This is a genomic window from Kiloniella laminariae, assembly GCF_027214005.1.
In the GTDB taxonomy this organism is placed as follows: domain Bacteria; phylum Pseudomonadota; class Alphaproteobacteria; order Kiloniellales; family Kiloniellaceae; genus Kiloniella; species Kiloniella laminariae_A.
Genome location: NZ_JAPWGY010000017.1, coordinates 1 through 20,523, shown reverse-complemented (window position 1 = coordinate 20,523; position 20,523 = coordinate 1). Strand labels below are relative to the sequence as shown.

Below are 20,523 nucleotides of genomic sequence, written 5' to 3'. Positions count from 1 at the left end.
GATTGTAAGTATGTTTGAAAACAACTGCCCTATATCTGATCTCTTCTCAGTTGTCTGTCCATATGAGGGCTTTTTCCTTACAAAAACAGGGGGTCTGATTGGGGCGGTTGAACTATCTGGAATTGATGCGGACACGTTGGTGCTGGATGACTATAAGCGGCTTTCATATTTGACTGCAGCGATCCAGGGGGCTCTACCTCAAGAAGTTTCAATTACACAGTATTTTGTTCATGTTGACGGTTCAACTGTATCTATAAAAGACAGGGTTGATCCATTATTTAGTAAGCTATCAAAATCAAGGCAGGAGGCATTAAACTCAAGAGGTGTGTGCCTCACCCGATTAATTCATTTTATTAATATTCAAGATAATAGTGGTTTAAATGGCGGGATGTTGGAATTTGCCAGAAAGTCTCTCCTTGATCCCACAACGATTAAAACATTTTTTTCAAAGATAAAGGAGAAGGGTGCTTTATTGGTTCGCGAAGATGAACTTAAAGAGCGTTCGTCGAAGTTAAAAAAAGTAATTTACGACTATAGCGCCAAATGGTCGAAAGTTATGGATGCTAAAGTCCTTACTGAAAAAGAACAGTGGACTTTTATGAAATTTCTTGCGACGCAAGACCCAAAGTATCTTGCGGAAAAATTACAAATTCCTGTCCCACAAGATGATTGTGATTTGGCCCTTTCTAGTGGTGATATTTCTACTGTCAGATTGAATTATGATGATGCGCTACGGATTGAAGGTCCGACTACCCGATATGCGCGGATTGCCAGTATTACGAAGCAGCCAGCTATACCGTTTGGAATTTGGACTGAAGATACTGAGCCTTTAATCAAACATAGGGGGAACTATACAATTGTTTCTCATTTTTCAAAAATGTCAGAGTTTGAAAAGAGCTTAAAATTTAAACTGGCTCGTGATGTTATTGAACGAGGTAAACTCGACCTTTACTCGATGATTACGGGAAAAGAGACAACGCCCGGTGCCGAGCGGTTGGGTTTGAAAAAAAGGATTGAAGAGCTTGAAGAGGCAACTTCTGTTGAAGATGCGTTCGGTCTTCACTTCGTAAAAATCCTTGTTTCAGATACCGACCCGACGCAGCTAAAAAAAATATGCGACCGTCTTGATAGCTCAATGACCTATAGGGGGTTATATCCAACGTGGGAAGGTCCCGTTCTTAACGAAGCCTATAAAGCGATCCAGCCGGGTGGATATTACAATTCAATGCGCCTGAAGGTGATGACCCTTAGCCGGGCATCTGCGCTTTCGCTTGTTTATAAGTCATCCGTTGGGAAGCGGATAGTTGCAGAAATAGGCGGTGAAGAGGCTGAATATATTTTTGAGACAGAGAGCGGGGAGCCCTTTTATTTTTCCGGGTATCATGGGGATCGCTGTATCATTCTTGGGGTAGGGCCAACCAGATCAGGTAAAACATTCCTTAAGAATACAAGGCTCTCCCATTTTTTGAAATATGAAGGACTTTCCCGTGTTATCGATGTAGATCCTGGTACGGAAACACTTGCGAGTTTCTTTGGTCCCGAGAGGGCCGGGGTGTTCCGGGTTGGTGATGACGATGCAATAGCTGGCTTGAATCCCTTTGTATCCGTTGAGGGGGTCGCTGTTGACGGAACTGATAGCGGTTTTTCTGCTCACCTTAGTAACCTCTTAATGTTGATGCTGAAGGCAAATGACAACCTTGAGGCGCAGACGCTTGTAATGTCTGAACAAAAAATGCTCGATGCAGCAATCGCCTCAACAATGCGTTTGGAGCCTTCCATTAGAAGTTTGAATTTTATGCTCGCGCATGTTCCGCCCGATTTGAGGGTTAAGTTCTCTCGCTGGTTTGAAGGCGGGAGGTATGATGGAATTTTTTCAGCGGCCAGTGATGGGATCGGAGCCATGAACAAGGCTTTGGCTGTTTATAATTTGCAACATTACCTTGATGATAAAAATGTTTTGCAGCCTCTTTTGCTGGAAATATTTTACCGGATTACCAGGGAATTTGTAGATCCAAAAAACAGAGGTATCCCAAAACTTCTTGAAATTGACGAGGCGCACAACGCTTTAAAGATCCCATTTTTCAAGGATTATATCGTTCAGAACGGTCGCAAGTGGTCCAAGTACGGGGCGGGGATAACTCTTTGGACACAGAGCCCCCGAGATTATCGGGATACTCCTGATTGGGGGGCGATAAAAACAGCAGCAACGACATATATTTTTATGGCCGATGGCAAGATGATTGACGAGGATTACCGCTCAACTTTTGACCTTAATCAGGGGCAGATTGAAGCCATAAGAAGGTTGGTGCCACGGCGGGAGGCTCTGATTGTGCAGCCAGAACAAGGTATCAGCAAGAAGGTCATTCTACAGGTTGAACCGGAACAATATGTAATTAATACATCAAGTTCGCGTGAAGTCGCGCTCAGAAACCAGCTAATCCAACAATATGGATTTGAAGAAGGTTTCCAAAGGGCCGTATCAGAGATCCAGTTATTAAAACACCAGGCACAGGCCGCAGAGTAAGTTGACTGAAGTTAAAGGGGTTTGAGGGTATGAGTGAAATTGCAGCTGAAGCAATACCGGAAGAAAAGTCCAAACATTTTAAGACATTTTTAGTTGTCGGTGGTGGGTTGTTGGCAACGGTTCTAACGGTCGCGTTAATCTCGGGGATCTCTGGCAGTAACAATCGAAATGCTATTGAGGAAAATATTGAGGAACCGGCGGCGCGGCCACAGGTTCTTCAATCACGCTCTTTCGAGGAAAGTTTTAAAAACTACAAAGGGCGGTTTGGTGAAGAGCAGCCAGTTGTTGGTCGTGTAGAAGAGCAGCCAGTTACACCGGGTTTACCAGCTTGGGAGCAGGACCTACTTCAAAAAAAGCGTAAGGCCGCACTTGATGCGCTTCAGGGTGATATGCAGGTGCTAGAGGCTAAGGCTGAGAACTATTCTCCAAGTCCAGTTCCAATAAAGGCAGAACAAAATCCACAACTTTATGTGGATCAGCATCAGAAAGAAATTTCTAATAACATTTCTGATCTTGAAGCCAGGTTAAAACAGCTTAATCAAAACTAGGAGGTCGATATGAGAAAAACGCTTTTAAATACCGTCCTTTCCGGTGCGTTGATTTTTACTCTCTCGGGTAGCGTATTCGCGGGGGGGATACCTGTAATTGATGCATCCAACCTTGCTGAAGCTATAAAAGATGCAATCCAACAAAACAGTATTTATCTCGAAGAAGTGAAGCAATACGCAAAGTTGGTAGAGCAGTATAACCATGCTGTTCAGAATGCTCGTGCACATGGGGATATGGCTAAGTTACTCGACCTCTTTGAGGTTGGTGACACAATAATTTATAGCCCTGCTGGAAAATCAATATTTTCTGAACTCTATGGCATCGACCCAAACTCGCCGCTTTATGAACAGCAAGCGCGTGACGTATTGGAAAATAAGTTCAATTTGCCCAAAAGCAACACCCTAAAGCGAGCGGAGTTGGTTAAATACCTTTCTGCGGGTGATGCGGACAAGATGGTAGCTGGTTGGGCTGGAACCGAACGTGATTCTACCGAGGCAATTAAAAATACCGGGCTTCTTTCCACTGAAGATGAAATGACAAAGGACCTGAATGAGATTCGGCGGGATACCCTGGCCGTTATGCCGTCTGGACCGGACAACCTTAACGCTTCAGTTCAACATGGCTTGCTACAGACTGAGATCGAAATGGCCCAGAGGGACCAGCAGGTTAGGCTTGAAAAAATGCAAGTGGAGCTGAAGCTGAGGGAGGAAATTCGTCGTTTGGAAAATGAACGATTATCGCAGGAAAGTTTTGAGCGAAACTTAAAGAAAACAAGCGAAAAGCTTGCAGAGCCTTTTTCCAATCAGAGACTTCCGAGTTCAGCACAATGAAAAAAATCATACAAATCGCGTTTGGTCTTTGTTTTATCGCTATTGAAGCGCAAGCAATCAGCTTTTCCAGTAAGCCGTATATAGATCCTGTTCAGCTTAAAAATGATCAACTCTTTACCAAAAGGAAGCTTGCTGAATGTGGACGGGGTGTTGATCTGGTCTGCTTTAAACGTGTCCGTCAACAGTGGCGAGATGAAGGACGGTCGAGGGGAAGTAATGAATACTGCGATATTCACCTGGTCCCTGAAACAAGCGAAAGCCTTAAAAAAATTTACCGTGAACTTTCGAATATAAAAGGGGGGGATGGTATTGACCGAAAGCCTGGTGAAGTTACCCAAGCTGATATTGATAATGAAAAGTGGTGTATTGGCCGGATACTTGAAGAGCGCGGCGACGATTAAATAACCAGCCGTTCGGCTTTATCAATAAACACGAATAGGAAGACTGTTATGGGCAAGCTTACTTTGCGCCATATGGGGAGCCTTTTGCTCTTTTTGGGTGTGCTGATGATGTTATCTGACTACGCAAATGCTGCTGTAGCGGCAGAAGATATTGCGAGCCGAAGCTACTTTGCGCAAAGCCTCTATAATGTCGAGACATCCTTGAATACCGTTATGGACAGTATCGTTAACGGTAATTCAATTTACACCCGGCACATTCGGGTGTTGTTCTTTGGGTCTCTCGTTTTATTTATCGTTTTTTCCGTTACGAAATATATGTTTGTTGGCGATATTGGGGTGATAATTCAATCCGGTGTTTACGCCATGCTGGTGGTTGTAATCTACGGCTCGTATTCTTTTATAACAACGCTTATCTGGGAATGGTTAAACGAAGTCGGAGCCACGCTACAACTTGCCATGCTCGGGAGTGACGGTTTATTCGCTCCTGCAGAGTACATCACCGATGTTGTTAGCCTGATTATTCTAGACGATAATTCTGCTTGGTATGAAGACCTGGAACAAAAGATAGCTGTAGCCATTCTTTTTGCGGGTACGACTGTTCTGATATCAGTTGCGAGCTTCTTTACTGCCGCTTTTCCGATGATTGGTTTTATCGTCATTAAGCCCTTGGGCATTTTCCTGGTACCCACGTTATTTGTAGAACGGTTTAGCGGCTTCTTTGATGGGTTTCTTAAACTGCTTATCGGCTTCGGTTTATATGTGATTTTTGGACGCATAATGCTTTCAGTTGTCGCGCTTTTAATCGGGGCCTACATGAACGTCCCATTTGGGCGCGTGCCGGGCGACGGTCAAATTCTGATTAAGGTCGATGGAGCAACAGACTATCTGTTTCTTGTTGGGATTCTCCTTCTGTCAGTAGCTCTGCTTTTCTCAATACCAGCTTTCATAGGAAAAATTTTGGGTGGGGGCAGCTTCAGCATGTCTGGTGATTTGGGTTCATTGGCAAGAAAAGCCGCGACCTTTGGTAGGAGATAAAATTATGGATCAAGACAACAGCGAATATCTGGATCATGAGATCCAAGAGCAAATCTTTCATAAACGGAGCCAGGGTGAACTTGTTCGTGCACAGGTTCAGAATAGAAAACACTGGTTCGCTCACTTTTTCATGCTCGCAATTACCGCAATTGCTGTTTATAGCGCGTTTGTTTCAAATGAACGCTTTGCCAACAATGTGCAGGTTGCTTGGGTCAAGCTGTCTCCTGATGGGACGCATGAAGTTAAGGTCTTGGCGGACGGGGGGGCGGACGAGCGTTGGTTTGATACAACGATCGATGCTTCGCTTATGAACTACGCCGAGAGCCGATTTAAGAAACAGAAGGAAACTATTGAAGCTGATTATGGTTTTGCTCAGTACTTTATGGGGGATGCCCTGCTGTACCAGTTTATGGAAGAGTATAACGCTCCAAAGGTCGCTGCTGAATTTATCGCCTGTTCAAATTGTAATCAGACCTTGGTTAAGGTCCGGGCGATAGATCACCAGCAATATCTTGCCCCCCAGAACAATAAAAATGCCGTCTATAGATCTACGCTTTATGTGACGGAAATAGAACGGACGCCTGAAGGCTTTCTTGTGGGTCAGAAAAATCTCCTGATACCGATAACGTGGAAATTACGTGATGTGGGCGAGATAACAGAAAATCCCGCCTTGTTACAGGCTAACCCCCTTGGAATTAAAATTATTGAAGAAGCTGTTCGGCAAGACCTTACAGCTGCAGGAGGTGAATCATGAAGTATAGTATTGTGACTGTTTTAACGGGTGGTCTAATTGCTCTTGCTGCCGTGCCTGGACAGGCACAGGAGGCCGCACAATGTAAAACTCTTCTGGTTCAGCAGGGAGAGCGACATGAAATAGTTTCTCATGGCTCTGTGGGAACGAGAATAAGATTTCCAGCAAATATCGAGACGGCTATTTCCTCGCTTCCAGATACCGCATGGAACTTTGAAAACAAAGGGCCTAACCTTTGGCTTCGACCAAAATTTGATGGAGATCTTGCGAAGGAAACCAGTCAAATTGGGGCAACTGTCGTATTAGAAACGGGTGAAGAGTACGACTTTATAATCAATACGACGCCGGACACCGATATATCCTGTTATTTTGTTGTTGATGAACAAACGGCTTTAGCAAATTTGAGGCTGGAAAAGGAGCGTAGGGAAGTTGCTTCGCTAAGATATGGCCTTAATGAGCGGATGCGTGAACTGGACGAACGCGAAGCTTACATGCAGGACGAGTATGCTATTTCCTTGGCGGAAGCAAAACGTCAGATAGAAAGCCAGGCGAACGACGCGATTGAAGCTTTTAAATATCAGGTCAACACAGCCTATACCTGGAACCCTGTAGAAGGTCAGCCAAGCCATACCAAAATTTCTTCAGTGTATGACGACGGGACGTTCACTTATATCCGGGTTAGCGGTATTGGGTTTGGGCTTCCAATCATAACAGCCAGGAGTGGAGAGAAGGATTACACCGTTCAGTACCGTTTTAATGACCTTACAGGCGTATTCCAATTAAACGGGTTGTTTGATCGCCTCCACGTCAAGATTGACGAGAGTGCAATCGAAATTGGAAGGAACGGGTAATGAGAAAAAGTACCATTCTGTTTTTCTCTCTTCTTCTGGTTGCCCAAAACTCCCATGCACAAGATCAAGGCCTATTTCAAGCGCCTGATACTCAAGTCCAGGTTCAGGGGCTTGGTGGTGAACGGCCAAGGCGGGAAAACGTAAGTAAAGTGCCAATTGGCTACATCGCTGAGGGTGCTTTGGATACAACTGCGAACAGTGATTATACTGGGCCATGGAGAGGTAAATTAACTCGTCCAATTTATTCCATTGACGGCCAGAACATACTCTTTCCTGTGCATTCCGTTGTAGTGGGAACGGTGTATAGAGTTGAGGGACCAAATGAAGCGATTAATAACCGCTTGGGCTTCGCTCCTTCGCATATTGTCCGGCCTGATGGAGAAGCTTTTCAGATTACAGATCAAAGTGTTCTTGATCGAGAGGGGATTAACGGGCTTTACGACACAGTTGATTATCATTTGTATGAGCAATTAATTGCTACCGGAGCCTATACTGCCATTAACGTTTTACCTGAAATATTGGTGGATCGTTTAAAGGAAAGCGGAAATCAAAACGCTGACAACATTCAGAATTTTTCCGGGGATCTTGGGGAGCGCGGCCAAGCAATTTTAGAAAAATATATAGCGCTTGTGCCAACTGAAGTCATCCGGGCGAAAACGCCATTCAGAATCTTTTTTACTCAAGAGTTGGAGGTCCCCGTTTGGCGTCCAACCCATAGGTATCAACTATCATCTGGGGGAAATTGATCATGTTGCGTTATGCATTATTTGGTATGGCAGGAATATTCCTAGTTTCGGGGTGTTCCGCGACGTCCTCTCAGGAGACGGAAGGGCCTCTGGTTGTTTCTCCGGTCGTTGAATTGTCCCCTTCCGGTTTGTCAGCGTTAACTCGCATGTCATTTCCTGCTGAAACAAAATCAGTTGGTGAGGCTGCGCGGTTCTTGTTGGAGCCAACGGGTTATAGGCTCCTTGTACAATGTTTTGGCTGTAGTGCGGATGCGGTAAAAATTGTTTCCGATCCAATCTCGCCGTTAGCATTTGTTGATGAAATAACCTCGGTAAAGCGTGCCTTGGCCTTGGTCGGCGGCACTGACACGAAACTTGTAATTGATGAAGAAAACAAGCTGGTTTCTTATGACTTCAAAAGGGGGAATGAGATATGGCAAGGATTGTAATTTGCTTTGCCCTGGCTGTATTGGCCAGTGCGTGTAGTTCCGTCGGGAACGGGAAGAAAGAGCCTTTTGTGGCCTATAGCGAGCGACCTGTAATTTATGACTTGCACCCCGTTCGTGTTGAGTTGCGGCCTTTAACGGAGCCGACAAAACCAAACGACATTAATGCAGCGGGTGAGTAGGGGGTGAGGATGTTAAAATATTTTGTATCAGGGGTTATTTTCGCTGGCTCCATTGTGGCTTTAAGTCAAACAGCTTCAGCGATTGATGAAGATGATTGTGGAATTTGGCTCTGTTTACCACAGGGTTTTCCTGGAGGGTGTGAGCCTCATTATGCCGCTTACATCAAGCGCATTACTTCTACACCTCCGAAACCCCCTCTTCCTAAAATGTCGAGCTGCACTGAAGATTCAGCAGGTCATTATTTTAATGAGGGCTATGTTCCTTACTATCCTTGTAAGGCTGGTTATACTTTTTCAGATAAAAATGGCAGAGACGAGCCTGCAAAATGTTCAAAGCAGACAAAGGATAGCCACGGAGACGCCAAGACAGTTTCTTATAACGCGGTCCCTCGCGAGCATCCCCATTATGTTCAGGTCTTTATCGATGGCGAGCCAGCCAAACATTACGGTGTCGGGCCGACGCATGATAAGGACTGGCATATAGAAGGAAATTATTTCTGGTATCGGCGTTAAAGGGGGAGGGGGATGAATAAGGTTCTGTCCAGCACAATCGTTTTCGCTGCTCTGTACGTTACACTTGTCGCCCCTGTTATTATTCTTCCTTATCTGGGGTCCAAGTCAGCAGTTCCAGGGGAGGCGGGTTTTCCATTTGGCTTTGCAATAAACCCTGCATTTTGGCTTCACTTACTTACTTACTTTGGGCTGTTTATTTTAACCTGGCTAAGGGCTGATTATATCGGGAGGTTCTGGATCACCGCCTTGCCAGTTTGCGCTTTGGCTTTTGATTTTGTACCGGGGCTGAGTTCTGTACCTATAATTTCAGTCACATTTTTAATGGTGGCTTTGATTGTTGGTATGATTTCATCAAAATAGGAAAATAGTTAATAATGCGGATTTTTCCACAGGGGAAAACAACCGCAATGTATAGAAAGCATTTGAGGGACAACCTCAAGATATGGTACTTAAACTGGTTAATAAATCGAATCTCTTGGTGGGAAATGGGGACTCGGTTTATTCAAGATAGTGTTCTTCAGCAGAATATACAGAAGGGAGGCAGCAATTAAACAAAGCTCCATAAACGCAAAAACCTCGTAGCGGCTAACTACGAGGTTATAAGCGGAGTTGGAATGGTGCCCAACAAAAACATCTAGGCCCCATTCTATCTCCAGAAAAATCGTTGTCAAGATTAATGCGTGTTTTACGCCACAGAATTTTGCGACCTTTTTTCAGGGTTTTGTGCTGATAAAAATAATGACCGTACAGATACAGGAAAGCGTCCAAAGGCGGGGCTACGCCATACGTCCACCAGAATTTAACAAGCTGGTTTTTTTGGCAGAAAATTTTAAGCCGGAAGAACCAATATCACAGGCGGAGATAGAGAGATCTATCCTTTTCGGGTTGGCGGATCTCCCAGACAAAGAGAAGCAATTTTTGCTGATAGCAACATCACTGCTATCTCATAAGGAGATTCAAAAGGGTAATGCATTTTGTTATCTCGGAGGATATTCCTTCCGTCGTCTCCTGGGGGGGAGCAAGGGGCCTTTAAGTAAAAGCTCATTAGCCAGGATTAAATCGTCCCTTGAGGCTCAGGGATTAATTATCCGGCATTATGACAACAGGCACAGGCCACTTGAAGGTGGAGCGATAGACTTGCGCCCCCTGCTTGCGCGGTTAGGAGAGTTGCAGGACCGGGCGGAAGAGTTCTTCCAGGAGACAAGAGATTATTTCTCTGGAAAACAGGCCCTTGATAGATATGAGTACAATCATTCAGATACTACAAATGCGATGGTGGGGTCGCATGAGCCGGACCCTAACAGACTCAAACCCACTAAAGTTTTATCTTCTGTACAGACAAATAATATGGAATTGCCCTCTACGAGGCCAATAGATCATTCTTATCAGGATCAGCTAACCGCTGATCAAGAAGGAAAATCATCCGCACAAGCAAGCTGTTCTACAAGTTCAAACACATCAATTTGCTCTCCAGAAGGAGCAAGTGAATTTTGGAAGGGTTTTGAAAAATCTGGCAAGCAACGTCATTTGAAGGCCGTTTCACAGTTAAAGGAAGCCCTGCAGCTATCAGAACAGCTATCGGCCTATATACCCCTGTCTGCAATCGAAACTTCTGATGAAAACGCAATATTAGATGGATGTTACAAATTTATCGCTGAAAACTTTGCAGCCAAGAGAAATACTCATAAAACTTTCTTCTGGGCGGTCAAAAAATACGGTTGGAAAGCGGTCTTGTTATTAGTTTGTGCGGTGGAGGATAATACGGTTCTCTCGCGGGAAGGTTGGATTGGTCATATGGTTAAAAAATCAAACCGATCCCTTGATTTAAGTACAAATTTTTCCCGTATAAAAAGACAAATTTCCGCTGCAGCTGGCTCAAAATCCCCATGTGAAGCAAATGAGCTTGGTTCTGTTATTTCTTTTGCTCCTGCAGCAGAAGATAATAATCCGACAGCCGTTATCGCTTTTGAAGATAAGCCATTGAAGGACATGGAAGTCGAGCCAGATCCCTATCACGAAATTTGGCTTGAAATTCGAAACCTTGTCTTGTCTGAAGAGATCATGTCTCAATCTGAAGTTCGGTCCTGGATCGATACTGCGAATATCTTAAATATCAACCAGAACCATATGATTGTTGCGGTAAAAACTAAATTTCATCAGGATTGTTTGGAGCGGGACTACATCCAATCATTGGAAAAAATTTCTTCGGCGATCCTCGACCGGGACATTGAAATCGAAGTTGTGGTGAAAGCTGGCCGAGTTAAGCATTAATGATGGTTTGGATGGAAATCCGTTTTTAGTTTACTAAATTTATTGGTATAATGTTTTTGACCTTTTTAGGTCTAATACTGTGAGGGTGTCCGTTGACACCTTCATGGTGTAGCGGGTGCTCTTTAATACAACCTAACAATAGGAAAGCTGTATGAAGGAGTATCCATATTGGGAAGTTTATATAAAACGTTTAACCGAATCTGGTTTAGATGTGAAGGCTGCTAGGGAAGTTGTCGATTTGATCGTACAAACTGCTATAGACAAAAAATCTCTTGATGAGGCATTTAAGGATTCAAGGCATAGTCTTGAAGAATTAATGACTCGTTATAGGGATGATACGTCTAAAGAACTCTCAGCGGTATCTGAAAACCTGGATCATAAGCTTGATGCTCGCATTAATGCGGCAAACAATAAAATGATTTTATGGGTAATCGGTTCTCTTCTGACTGTATCGGGTTTAACGCTGGCAGCTGCAAGAATACTGCTAGTATAAATCGAACCCTTTTTAGGGTCTTCCACAAAAGGAGCTGTTCTTATGAACAAGCTCCTTTTTTCTTGGCAAGATTCCTGGTGTTTGATAGATTTTTATTACGCAAATTCCGATGGTACTCTTCTGAGTGCCATCGGGCATTTGGGAGGGTACTGATACTTTTTTATAAGGATCGTACCCATGAATAAGTTTTTTTTGACTGGCCGTGTTGGTAAACTCGAAGCTACTGATGGTGAATACCCTAAAGTATCATTTTCTCTTGTTGAGAAAGTACGCTTTAAGGATAGTGATGGTGAGTGGGTGGAAAAAAATCATTGGTATTGGATTCAAAGTTTTAACCCAATACTTATTGAAAATGTCCAAAAGGCAATTGCAGTCGGGGACTTATTAAACATTGAGGGGTCTCTTGAGCCCTGGAGAAAAGAGGACCGTGCGAAAAAAGCTTTCGGACTTAATCTGAATCTCATTGCTTTCGAGAGACTTCATAGGCCTGCTCAAAAAGAGCAAGCCGCCGACAACTCAAATTAGAGTTAGCGGTTCAAGGGATAGCTTTTGCTATCCCTTTTCTTTTACTGCGTCACGAAGTTTGCGGTCGTTGGGTCACGTCTATTGTGCCGTCTCTGTCACAGAAGCCTTTCCCGGGCCGTCACAGTTCATTCGCCTGGTCTGTCACATTTATCTTTTCAGCTCTGTCACGGAATTGAGAACCGGTTCGTCACGGTTTTATTCCTCGATGCGTCACGTCTATTGTGCCGTCTCTGTCACGGATAGTTAGTCCGGATCGTCACGCCTTGTTCCCCTGGTCTGTCACATATGCAGTGTCACAGAGAACAACCTGGACAGGTCACAGAAATTGAGTGATAATGAGTGATTAAAGTTTTGCATGGTGAAGATAAGTTGAATAGCAAACTAATATTGTCCGTGTTTCCTGGTATCGACATGTTGGGGAAGGCATTTGAAGAGACAGGGTTTTGTGTTGTTCGTGGACCTGATTTAATTACGGGTGGTGATATAAGAAACTTCTTTCCGCCAGCGAATGTATTTGCTGGCGTCATTGGCGGCCCACCTTGTCAGGATTTTTCCGGGTTAAACAGATCGCCTGGTACATACGGCCATAAAATGCTCGATGAATATGTGCGTGTGGTTATGCAGGTCAACCCTGATTGGTTTCTTTTCGAAAATGTGGCTAGAGCGCCAAGCTTTGAGGTTCAGGGATTTACACAACAAAGGTTTGCTCTTGATCTTGGCTGGTTTACTGAATTTTCCAGATTGCGGCACTTCGTTTTTGGCTCAAAGAGTGGTCTACTTCTTGATCCTGTTAAAAGTCAAAATAAGAGTATATCTGGTGGAGCTGTTACAGGTGGTGATCAACGGTCATTCAGGGCATGTTGTGATATTCAGGGGTTGCCGTCTAAATTCGATTTACCCTCATTTACCCTTGCTGCAAAGAAACAAGCTGTTGCTAATGGTGTTCCTCTACAATTGGGGCGTTATGTGGCAGGGCTTATTCATTCGAATTTTTATGGGTCCAAAGATCCACTTGGTGTTGCTGAAGAAAATATAAGGCGGTGTTGTTGTGAATGCGGTCGTGCTGTTGTTGGCCGGGCCTTGTATGCTAGCCCGGCCTGTAGGAAGTCGGCCCAACGTAAAAGAGATAAACAGAAATCGCTTAATGGCCAACTAGCCCGGAGTTGATATTTTTAGAATTTTTCTTCTCTACCCTACCGTTATAAATATACAGCCCGGCTAATCCAATTGGTGCAATAAATATAGCGTTTACGAAACAAAATATTATCGTAAAGGCTTTAAAGATTATGAATAGAATAATATTGACCTGAAACTGGTTATTCCCGATGAAGAACTTCATCACTGTTTCATAAACGAACCTGGAATAGGGGTAGATCAGTGTCGTTAAAATCAAAAATATTACATAACTCCACGGGAGCATTTTTTCCAAGTGCCAACCTGGGGACAGAGCCAGGAGCGCTATGACACTCGAATAAATTAATTGCTTGAGGTAATAGCTTTGAGTTATTCCCCCAAATGATTTTTTTAGAATATCCATTGTTATTTTTTTGAATACACTCATGAAGATTATCCAGTTTATTTTTAAGGTCCTATTGCGCCGCTTCAACCATGTTTGTCTTGGTTTCAAGTGGGACAGCATCGACACAGATAATTTCTGCAAGATGGTTTGGTCGGTAAAAGGCAGCTACCTTTTTCGGAAACGCAAGTATAGCATTTGGAGTTATTAAAGCTTCTTCCTGATCACCAATTGTTCTTTGGCTATGCCAGTTTTCCCCACCAGCTTTATTTATATCAGTTCGTTCAAATTTTACGGTTGATTTCTGTTTTGTTCCTGATGTTTCAGAAGCGAACTCAGCCGTTTCTTTGTCATCGACCTTAAAGAACACTTTAACCTGGCAGTTGGTTTGAACAGACGCGAGTAGCGCCTTTCCGTCGAGGTTTCTGTCGTCTGGATTTTTCAGGTCGCCGAAAGATTGGAATGCAACGGATAAGTCAACATCGTATCCCGCGATGGTCGCCAAAGCATCAAAAACGGGTTTGGACATAAGAAATCGGAGTTCGTCGATGTAGATCGATAGGTGTTCTTTTCTATCGCTAACGAGCCTTTGGGCTTCCTGAATAAGCTCAATTATGAATGCGATTGTTGCGGATTTGACAACGTGATCGTTTAGATCGCCCTGGACGTAAACAACGGCATTCTCGGTAAGTGATCGTTCAATTGAAAATCCTTTCTTGCTTGGATTGAAAGTTGACCGCTCTAGCCATTCTTTCAGGTTCGCCTTGACGGTTGAGCAGGCTGATATGTGATCTTCATCCGCGTTACTGTTTTCAATGGCCTGGCTAATGCTCCTGAGCGAATGATTGGAGCCCTCTTTAAAAATATCAAATATAACACTTCTTGCGAGGGCTTTATAATGGTCAGCGTCACCGCCTGTTGAGAGCATATTCATAACAGTATAAAAGCGGGTTCTTCGATCTATTGCTGATCCACCTGCAAAAGGAGCCCACTTACCCTTTCCAGCCTCCCTTAAATCCAGATAAATAAATCTACGGCCAGCTTTGATAGCTTCTTGCTCAAGAATTTTAGGGAGAAACTTATCTTCTTTTGGATTGATCATAAATACAGTGTGGTTACGTTTTATAGATTGCTGTGACCATACTTGGTAAATCAATCCTTTGCCGTATCTGGTTGCTCCAACGACCGCTTTGTGGGTTTCAGTCCACACGTTCTCGTCAATATATTGGGGAGAACCGTTCATTGAAATTCCAGAGAAAAAATGTCCTTGTTTTTCCCACTTTTCAGGTAGATGGGCGATTGCCCTATACTTACCAAGTTCCTTTGAAATATCGGAGAGTTCATCAATTTTTTGAGTTACCCGAAGGTTTTTAAGCGCCCTTGACAGCTTCGGAGATAAATATCTTGTACATAAAAACTTAATATAGATTGAAGTGATAATTATGGAGATCATAAAGATCCACCAATCATCAATCATACCAAAAAGAAGATTAGAAAATTCATTATTTAGAAGAAGATATCCAATAAATATATATGCACATGCTCCCGAAATAAGAGCCACTTTCATTGCTAGAACTGCTCTTCTGGACCATAGGGCAATAATATCCAACGATGACATTTCCCGGTCTTCTTGTAGTGGAGATAACCCCAAGAACACAATCAGGATTGTCGTCAATCCAAAAAAAAGAAACCAGTTTGGCTCGAAATTATCCATGTACAAAATCAAAAAATATTCAATCTTTGTTGTCAATTTATCAGTCATAGACTTTCTCTCTCCCGATGGAGAGAGAAGCAAAAGCTTCTCTCTCCGGGCGGGTGAAGCCCTGCTATTGCAGGGACTGTTGAAACAATGAAAAGCCACCCACACCCTTGAGCCAAATCTGGCCTAGGGGTGAATACACAGATAGACCAAGTGCCTTTGATCTATCTGTGTAGCGGCTTTCCCATAGATGCCTAAAAAGGCAGAGAAAATCGCAGACTCTAAAGTAGAGTGTGCACATAGTCATTGTCACTGTTTAAGGTCCTCTTTCGTATTTACTCTTCATTGCAAAATTCCTTTCGATCCTTCTGGTTAAACCTGAGTTTTCATTATTGAAAACCCGTTTCATATAATCAAACTGCGCCAACAGTATTGATTAAATTGCTCATGTCATAAGACTGCCAAGTCTTATATCAACTTTCGCATTCGCCTAATGCTTTCGAGACGTTAAAACAGAGCCGGGGCCAACCGGATAACCTGTTTCTCTCCCTGGACTTCGACCAAACCGCCGAAGGGATTTTAACTCTACTCACATCGCTCCAACGCATAGACTAGAACGGTGCCAACCGTTCTTTCGCCCTTAGCGCTTCCCACGTTATTCAAACAGATCTTAACGATCAGAACGCCGTCATCTCATCATAAAAGCTAGTGTTATACACTTTCGACTTGCGCCGATTTCAGGGGTCCGAGGTTCCAAAGCAACTCCCTTACTCACTTCATGACTTCCAATTTTGGTCAAATATAACTGAAGTATATTCAACGGCTCTTGATCTCCTCATAGCAACCTCTTCGGCTGCGTTTACAGGCTTGAGCTATTCGCCGATCTATCCAGCTTGCGCCGCATAGTACCGTTGGTGCTAGATTTCTCCTTACCAACTCAGATAGGTTTCCCTAACTGCTGACGCCCACCTGTGAGGCATAGGTTATACCCTTTCGAGCATCCCCTAGCGCGGACTCCCCGCGTCTCCTGTTTGACAGGGTTTACTATGTCGCCATAGCTCCCGTGTCCGTGTCGCCCAACATCTTTACGTTTCAAACAACTTTAGATTGGGTCGAATGGGGCATTACAGCCCCAAGCGCCCGTTGCAACCGGACGAGCCCTATTAGAGGCATCCGGCTACAGCAAATGCTACAATATGAGAGGCACTCATATTGCTACCTGATTGGCGATCAGGCGCGTCCTTACGGACAGTTGATAATGACACTGTGGTTGTGTTGGTTCCTGAATTTCCCTTTCCAGAAATGGAACCAACCGTTGTGTGAGGCTTCTTCATTAAATTTTGTTCCCGTTTGGCGGACGGAAACAGCTAAAGCAGTTTCTTCCTTTCCAAAGGTATAAAATCATAAATCGGACAGCCTCACGGCTGGCTCTTGTTTCTGGCGGTCGGTTCAGGCACGAACCGTCGCTATCTTAACCAGATACAGAATGAATTCTGCCTGATTAAAATAGCGACTAATCTCTCCTGCGGAAAGCCTAAAACGCCGCTTCCTAGGAACCTCATTATATAAAAGCTCATTTTTTACACGTATCGTAAAAAATTCTATTACTTATAAGGTTGCAATTTTTGTTTCCTGACATATTATTTATTCAAATAACACCGAGTTTTTTGCCAATTTTGCGCCAAACTTTAGAATTTTTACAATCTGAAGATTTTAAAAATTCTAAACCTGACTGAGGGCCTGTTTTTGAGTTTTAATATTTTTGTTCATAAAACTGGTGCGATGACGGAAATATCAAGATATGTTTCCAGAGGGTATTCCTTTTACATTTCAGGATTTATCCCTGCAGAAAAATTACATCATTTTCATGATAAAATATCAGAAAGATATAATTTTAACTTAACAAAATACCAAAAAGCATATCAGAAAAGAAAAGGTAATTATAACTCTCACTTCATCACTTATCCGAGATATAATTCACTTGGTTTTAATTGGATAATTTTGTTTACACATGATCTAAGTGAAGTTGATAAAACTGAGAATTTCTACTCGATTAAATCCAAAAACCAAAGATTAATGTTTACAGATAGATTTGAGTTAATTGAGCTTCCTAGAAAAGGAAATGACACATCTTGGACTTGGAGGATCGCAAACGATTATTATCAAAATTTGAAGCAAGAAATTTCAGATTCTATAAGACTTAAATCTAAAGACAATAAATTGGAAATTGTTTTGAACTCAATTCACAGGCTTCCTGGGTTTCGAGGAATTAGAAATCAAATTTTTCAACTTAGAAAATTTGCTTTAGTAGAATATGAGAGGAACAACTCAAAACCATATGAAAACATTAAAAGAAAATATATACCTTTTACTCGCTTTCAAAAGTTTCCTGTTGTAAATTCAGAACTTGTAGTAGAGCGAATTTTAAAAGGGAAAACCCCTTTTAAAAATGAATGGAAGTATCCCGAAAATAAATTAATCTCTATGGAGAAACTATAATGTCAGTTGGTATCGGTCCTGTTGTAAAAGATGAAGACGTTACAATTAAAAAACTTATTATTCCTTCATCATTGAATGATGATTTACAGCTTTATGCTCGCGCATATGAAGAGCAGTATAACCAAACGATAAACCAAGAAATGCTTATTGTTGAATTGTTGAAGAATTCTTTGATCAAAGATACAAAATTTCAAAAATTCAAAAAATCAATGGAATAGATTATGTTGGAAACTTCTCAATTAATTTCAATTTATTCTCGACCTATTCAGCAATATTTGAATGATCCATCTGTTACGGAAATATGTATTAACCGATTTGATGATATCTGGATTGAGCAAAATGGTTCTTTGAGAAAAACCAAATCATCCTTTGAAACCGAGATTAATCTTAATACCTTTGTGACACAAATAGCCAGTAATTTGAACCAATCACTTGATGTTTCGGAGCATCCTATACTTGATGCGAGACTTGAAGATGGTACTAGAATTAATGCGGTTCTTGATTCGATATCTCTTTTTGGAACGTGTGTTTCGATCAGGCCTTTTCCCAAAAAGCTTTATACAATTTCGGATTTAGTTGAGCTAGGTTCTTTAACACCCCGAATGCTGGACGTTTTAGAGGTATCAATACAAAATCACCTAAACATTGTAGTTTCTGGTGGTACTGGAAGTGGCAAAACAACCATTTTAAGAGCCCTTAGTTCTTTTATTGATAAGGGGGAGAGGGTTGTTACCGTAGAAGACACTTGCGAACATTTGTTGGATAAACACCCGCACGTCATTTCGCTTGAGGCTCCAAAAAGGAACGGACGTGAAAACCGCTTAGTTGTATCCATGGGTACGTTGATAAAAAACACACTTCGGATGCGACCCGATCGAATTATTGTTGGTGAAATTAGGGATGCAGAAGCTGCTTCTGCGTTCCTTGAGGCGATTAACACGGGGCATAATGGGACGCTTGCTTCCATTCATGCTAATTCATCTGCAGATATGTTTTGGAGGTTGTCCTGGTTATTCGCTGCATCCGCTCAAAATTTTAAACCGTCAGAAATTACGGCTTATATTCAGAATAATATTGGTCTTTCAATACAAGTTGACCGTTGCCGCGAGGGTAAGCGCCGCATCACGGAAATTTCATGGATCGATCCAGAGAGAAAAATTATTTCTCTTTTCAAATATGTTGATGCGGATTGGAAAATTGATGTTGTGGGGGTTGCTGAATTTTTGGAATTTTATGGTTGAAGTGATGCCAAATAAGACACAGTAGGTGTAACGGGCTGCAATTATTTGAGTTTCAAACTGCACTTATCAAGTTTTAGAAACCATATTTTTTGCATCCCACAGGAAAATTGATTAAATGAAAAAATATATAGCTCCCTACGAGATTGGTTATCTTCGGGCTCAAAAAGATGCTTTTGCTAATATCGATGTTTTAAAAAATATCAGACAAAAGCTTTTATCATATCCGTGTCTTGATGACGACATACCTGAAAGTTGCCAGCAGTTACTTTCTTGTGTTGAAAGTATCAAAACTTGTGAACAAACATGTTTTATTTTGAAAGCCCTTAATCAAACATCAATGCTAACAATTGATATTGGTGAAGGCGTTAGAAAGCCTGATCCAATACTGGATGCACTGGTTGATGTGGTTATAAATTATACAGGCGGTAGTTCCACAATTTATGAAGCGTGGATTGAAAGCTATTCAGACAACCTGCACCAAAAAGCAAAACAATCAGGTTTAGATAATTACCAAACTAAAATTTTAATTGGAAAAGTTATCTTGAAAACAGGCCTTATTGAGCTTCTAGATTCACGAAGTGAATTGGCAGATTATGCATATTTCGCCCGGAAGGATGCAATTTCAGAAATGGGCGGGTATTTGTGAGTTAGAGTATTTCTGATTTAACTTATTCATATCTGTAGCGGCTTGATTTTATCGGGTGATTTGGGCTCACATTAATTGCGACTATCCGACAGGCTCGGCTCGAATTATATGAGAATGGGCTCACTTTATCTGCAACGGGCTTGATTTCGTATTTCCCGGCTCACTTTATCTGAGAATCTGTTTGGATCAGACTTTTGGGGTAGGATGAACATAATGCTATTCATGAAAATTCCTGTAACTACCTGTAGTATTTGTAATAACTGTCTGTTCGCACATAAGGCATATAGATAGTCACTAGGTAGTCAGTAGGTTCTACCTTGAAATCGTTCTCAATTAAGTCTAGATTAATGATGGTAATTGGTTTTATGAACATTCATAACACCTCAAAAGAAATTAGACCTCCCCAAGGTGCAACTTGGGGAGGTCCTCTTTTTTAGGCTGCAAACAGCCTAACCACATCGATCAGCATCCTTAAAAAAGCGATAATCAACATAGCAGTGTGGTAATTGGATTTATCATTGAACAAACATTAACACCTCCTTCCCCCGTTAATAACGTAACGAGGATCTGCATTGTACTTGGATAGAAGCCGCGACAACAAATATAATTTATTCGAGTGATGGTTATCCGCCACAAAAAGCGCCTATACACAAATATAGCCGTGTTTTTGATGGTAAGTACATTTTTCTAGTCACTTGGTATCACGTGATACCAAATGTTTCCCTGGGGTCTTGGCCCTGCCGGGTGACTATCCCTTATTTTAGGGAAGATTATATGGATTGCCTATTCCGGGCTCGCACTGGACTTCGCGTTGCTCCCGTCCAGG

Annotated in this window: 21 protein-coding genes; 20 read left to right on the top strand and 1 reads right to left on the bottom strand. The window is 42.4% G+C overall.

All coding sequences use genetic code 11. The annotated features are described in order from the left end of the window. Window positions 1-10 precede the first annotated feature (10 nt). The 16 genes from O4H49_RS20045 to O4H49_RS19970 all read left to right on the top strand — a co-directional run bounded on the left by O4H49_RS20045 (window position 11) and on the right by O4H49_RS19970 (window position 13,263). Window positions 11-2,524, top strand: a complete 2,514-nt coding sequence (locus tag O4H49_RS20045; protein ID WP_269425213.1) for a VirB4 family type IV secretion system protein — start codon at window positions 11-13, stop codon at window positions 2,522-2,524. A 29-nt stretch (window positions 2,525-2,553) separates the two neighbouring features. Then, window positions 2,554-3,072 (top strand): hypothetical protein, encoded by a 519-nt coding sequence (locus tag O4H49_RS20040; RefSeq protein WP_269425212.1) that lies wholly within the window; start codon window positions 2,554-2,556, stop codon window positions 3,070-3,072. A 9-nt stretch (window positions 3,073-3,081) separates the two neighbouring features. Next, window positions 3,082-3,903, top strand: a complete 822-nt coding sequence (locus O4H49_RS20035; RefSeq protein ID WP_269425211.1) for a type IV secretion system protein — start codon at window positions 3,082-3,084, stop codon at window positions 3,901-3,903. Beyond that, window positions 3,900-4,304 (top strand): hypothetical protein, encoded by a 405-nt coding sequence (locus O4H49_RS20030; RefSeq protein ID WP_269425210.1) that lies wholly within the window; start codon window positions 3,900-3,902, stop codon window positions 4,302-4,304. The genes O4H49_RS20035 and O4H49_RS20030 overlap by 4 nt, the downstream gene beginning before the upstream one ends. Window positions 4,305-4,352: 48 nt before the next feature. After that, the gene (locus O4H49_RS20025) at window positions 4,353-5,339 is read left to right on the top strand and encodes a type IV secretion system protein (protein WP_269425209.1); all 987 of its coding nucleotides are present in this window, start codon (window positions 4,353-4,355) and stop codon (window positions 5,337-5,339) included. A 4-nt stretch (window positions 5,340-5,343) separates the two neighbouring features. Then, window positions 5,344-6,093 (top strand): hypothetical protein, encoded by a 750-nt coding sequence (locus O4H49_RS20020; RefSeq protein ID WP_269425208.1) that lies wholly within the window; start codon window positions 5,344-5,346, stop codon window positions 6,091-6,093. Then, window positions 6,090-6,941: a TrbG/VirB9 family P-type conjugative transfer protein gene (locus O4H49_RS20015; protein ID WP_269425207.1), complete on the top strand. Its 852-nt coding sequence runs from the start codon at window positions 6,090-6,092 to the stop codon at window positions 6,939-6,941. The genes O4H49_RS20020 and O4H49_RS20015 overlap by 4 nt, the downstream gene beginning before the upstream one ends. Beyond that, window positions 6,941-7,687 (top strand): TrbI/VirB10 family protein, encoded by a 747-nt coding sequence (locus O4H49_RS20010; protein WP_269425206.1) that lies wholly within the window; start codon window positions 6,941-6,943, stop codon window positions 7,685-7,687. Before O4H49_RS20015 ends, O4H49_RS20010 begins: the two co-directional genes overlap by 1 nt. A gap of 2 nt (window positions 7,688-7,689) precedes the next feature. Further along, window positions 7,690-8,115, top strand: coding sequence for a hypothetical protein (locus O4H49_RS20005; protein WP_269425205.1), 426 nt, complete (start codon window positions 7,690-7,692; stop codon window positions 8,113-8,115). After that, window positions 8,100-8,294, top strand: a complete 195-nt coding sequence (locus O4H49_RS20000; protein WP_269425204.1) for a hypothetical protein — start codon at window positions 8,100-8,102, stop codon at window positions 8,292-8,294. Before O4H49_RS20005 ends, O4H49_RS20000 begins: the two co-directional genes overlap by 16 nt. A gap of 9 nt (window positions 8,295-8,303) precedes the next feature. Further along, window positions 8,304-8,807: a hypothetical protein gene (locus O4H49_RS19995; protein ID WP_269425203.1), complete on the top strand. Its 504-nt coding sequence runs from the start codon at window positions 8,304-8,306 to the stop codon at window positions 8,805-8,807. A 12-nt stretch (window positions 8,808-8,819) separates the two neighbouring features. Beyond that, a complete protein-coding gene (locus tag O4H49_RS19990; RefSeq protein WP_269425202.1) occupies window positions 8,820-9,167 on the top strand; it encodes a hypothetical protein in 348 nt (115 codons plus the stop codon). Between the two features lie 378 nt (window positions 9,168-9,545). Continuing rightward, window positions 9,546-11,078, top strand: a complete 1,533-nt coding sequence (locus O4H49_RS19985; RefSeq protein WP_269425201.1) for a hypothetical protein — start codon at window positions 9,546-9,548, stop codon at window positions 11,076-11,078. 151 nt (window positions 11,079-11,229) lie between these two features. Then, window positions 11,230-11,571, top strand: a complete 342-nt coding sequence (locus O4H49_RS19980; protein ID WP_269425200.1) for a hypothetical protein — start codon at window positions 11,230-11,232, stop codon at window positions 11,569-11,571. Window positions 11,572-11,748: 177 nt separating this feature from the next. Beyond that, window positions 11,749-12,096, top strand: a complete 348-nt coding sequence (locus tag O4H49_RS19975; protein WP_269425199.1) for a single-stranded DNA-binding protein — start codon at window positions 11,749-11,751, stop codon at window positions 12,094-12,096. Between the two features lie 339 nt (window positions 12,097-12,435). After that, window positions 12,436-13,263 carry a DNA cytosine methyltransferase gene (locus O4H49_RS19970; RefSeq protein ID WP_269425198.1) on the top strand — a complete coding sequence of 276 codons (828 nt, stop codon included), beginning with the start codon at window positions 12,436-12,438 and terminating at the stop codon, window positions 13,261-13,263. A 422-nt stretch (window positions 13,264-13,685) separates the two neighbouring features. On the opposite strand, the gene O4H49_RS19965 is transcribed toward O4H49_RS19970, so the two are convergent. Next, window positions 13,686-15,374, bottom strand: coding sequence for a type IV secretory system conjugative DNA transfer family protein (locus O4H49_RS19965; RefSeq protein WP_269425197.1), 1,689 nt, complete (start codon window positions 15,372-15,374; stop codon window positions 13,686-13,688). Window positions 15,375-17,057: 1,683 nt separating this feature from the next. Between O4H49_RS19965 and O4H49_RS19960 the strand changes: the two genes are divergently transcribed. The 4 genes from O4H49_RS19960 to O4H49_RS19945 all read left to right on the top strand — a co-directional run bounded on the left by O4H49_RS19960 (window position 17,058) and on the right by O4H49_RS19945 (window position 19,697). Continuing rightward, the gene (locus tag O4H49_RS19960; protein ID WP_269425196.1) at window positions 17,058-17,810 is read left to right on the top strand and encodes a hypothetical protein; all 753 of its coding nucleotides are present in this window, start codon (window positions 17,058-17,060) and stop codon (window positions 17,808-17,810) included. After that, entirely contained in the window at window positions 17,810-18,028 is a 219-nt protein-coding gene (locus tag O4H49_RS19955; RefSeq protein ID WP_269425195.1) for a DUF2274 domain-containing protein, read from the top strand. Before O4H49_RS19960 ends, O4H49_RS19955 begins: the two co-directional genes overlap by 1 nt. Before the next feature lie 3 nt (window positions 18,029-18,031). Continuing rightward, window positions 18,032-19,051: a CpaF family protein gene (locus tag O4H49_RS19950; protein ID WP_269425194.1), complete on the top strand. Its 1,020-nt coding sequence runs from the start codon at window positions 18,032-18,034 to the stop codon at window positions 19,049-19,051. Between the two features lie 115 nt (window positions 19,052-19,166). After that, complete coding sequence (locus O4H49_RS19945) at window positions 19,167-19,697, top strand: hypothetical protein (protein ID WP_269425193.1); 531 nt, start codon at window positions 19,167-19,169, stop codon at window positions 19,695-19,697. Window positions 19,698-20,523: the final 826 nt, after the last annotated feature.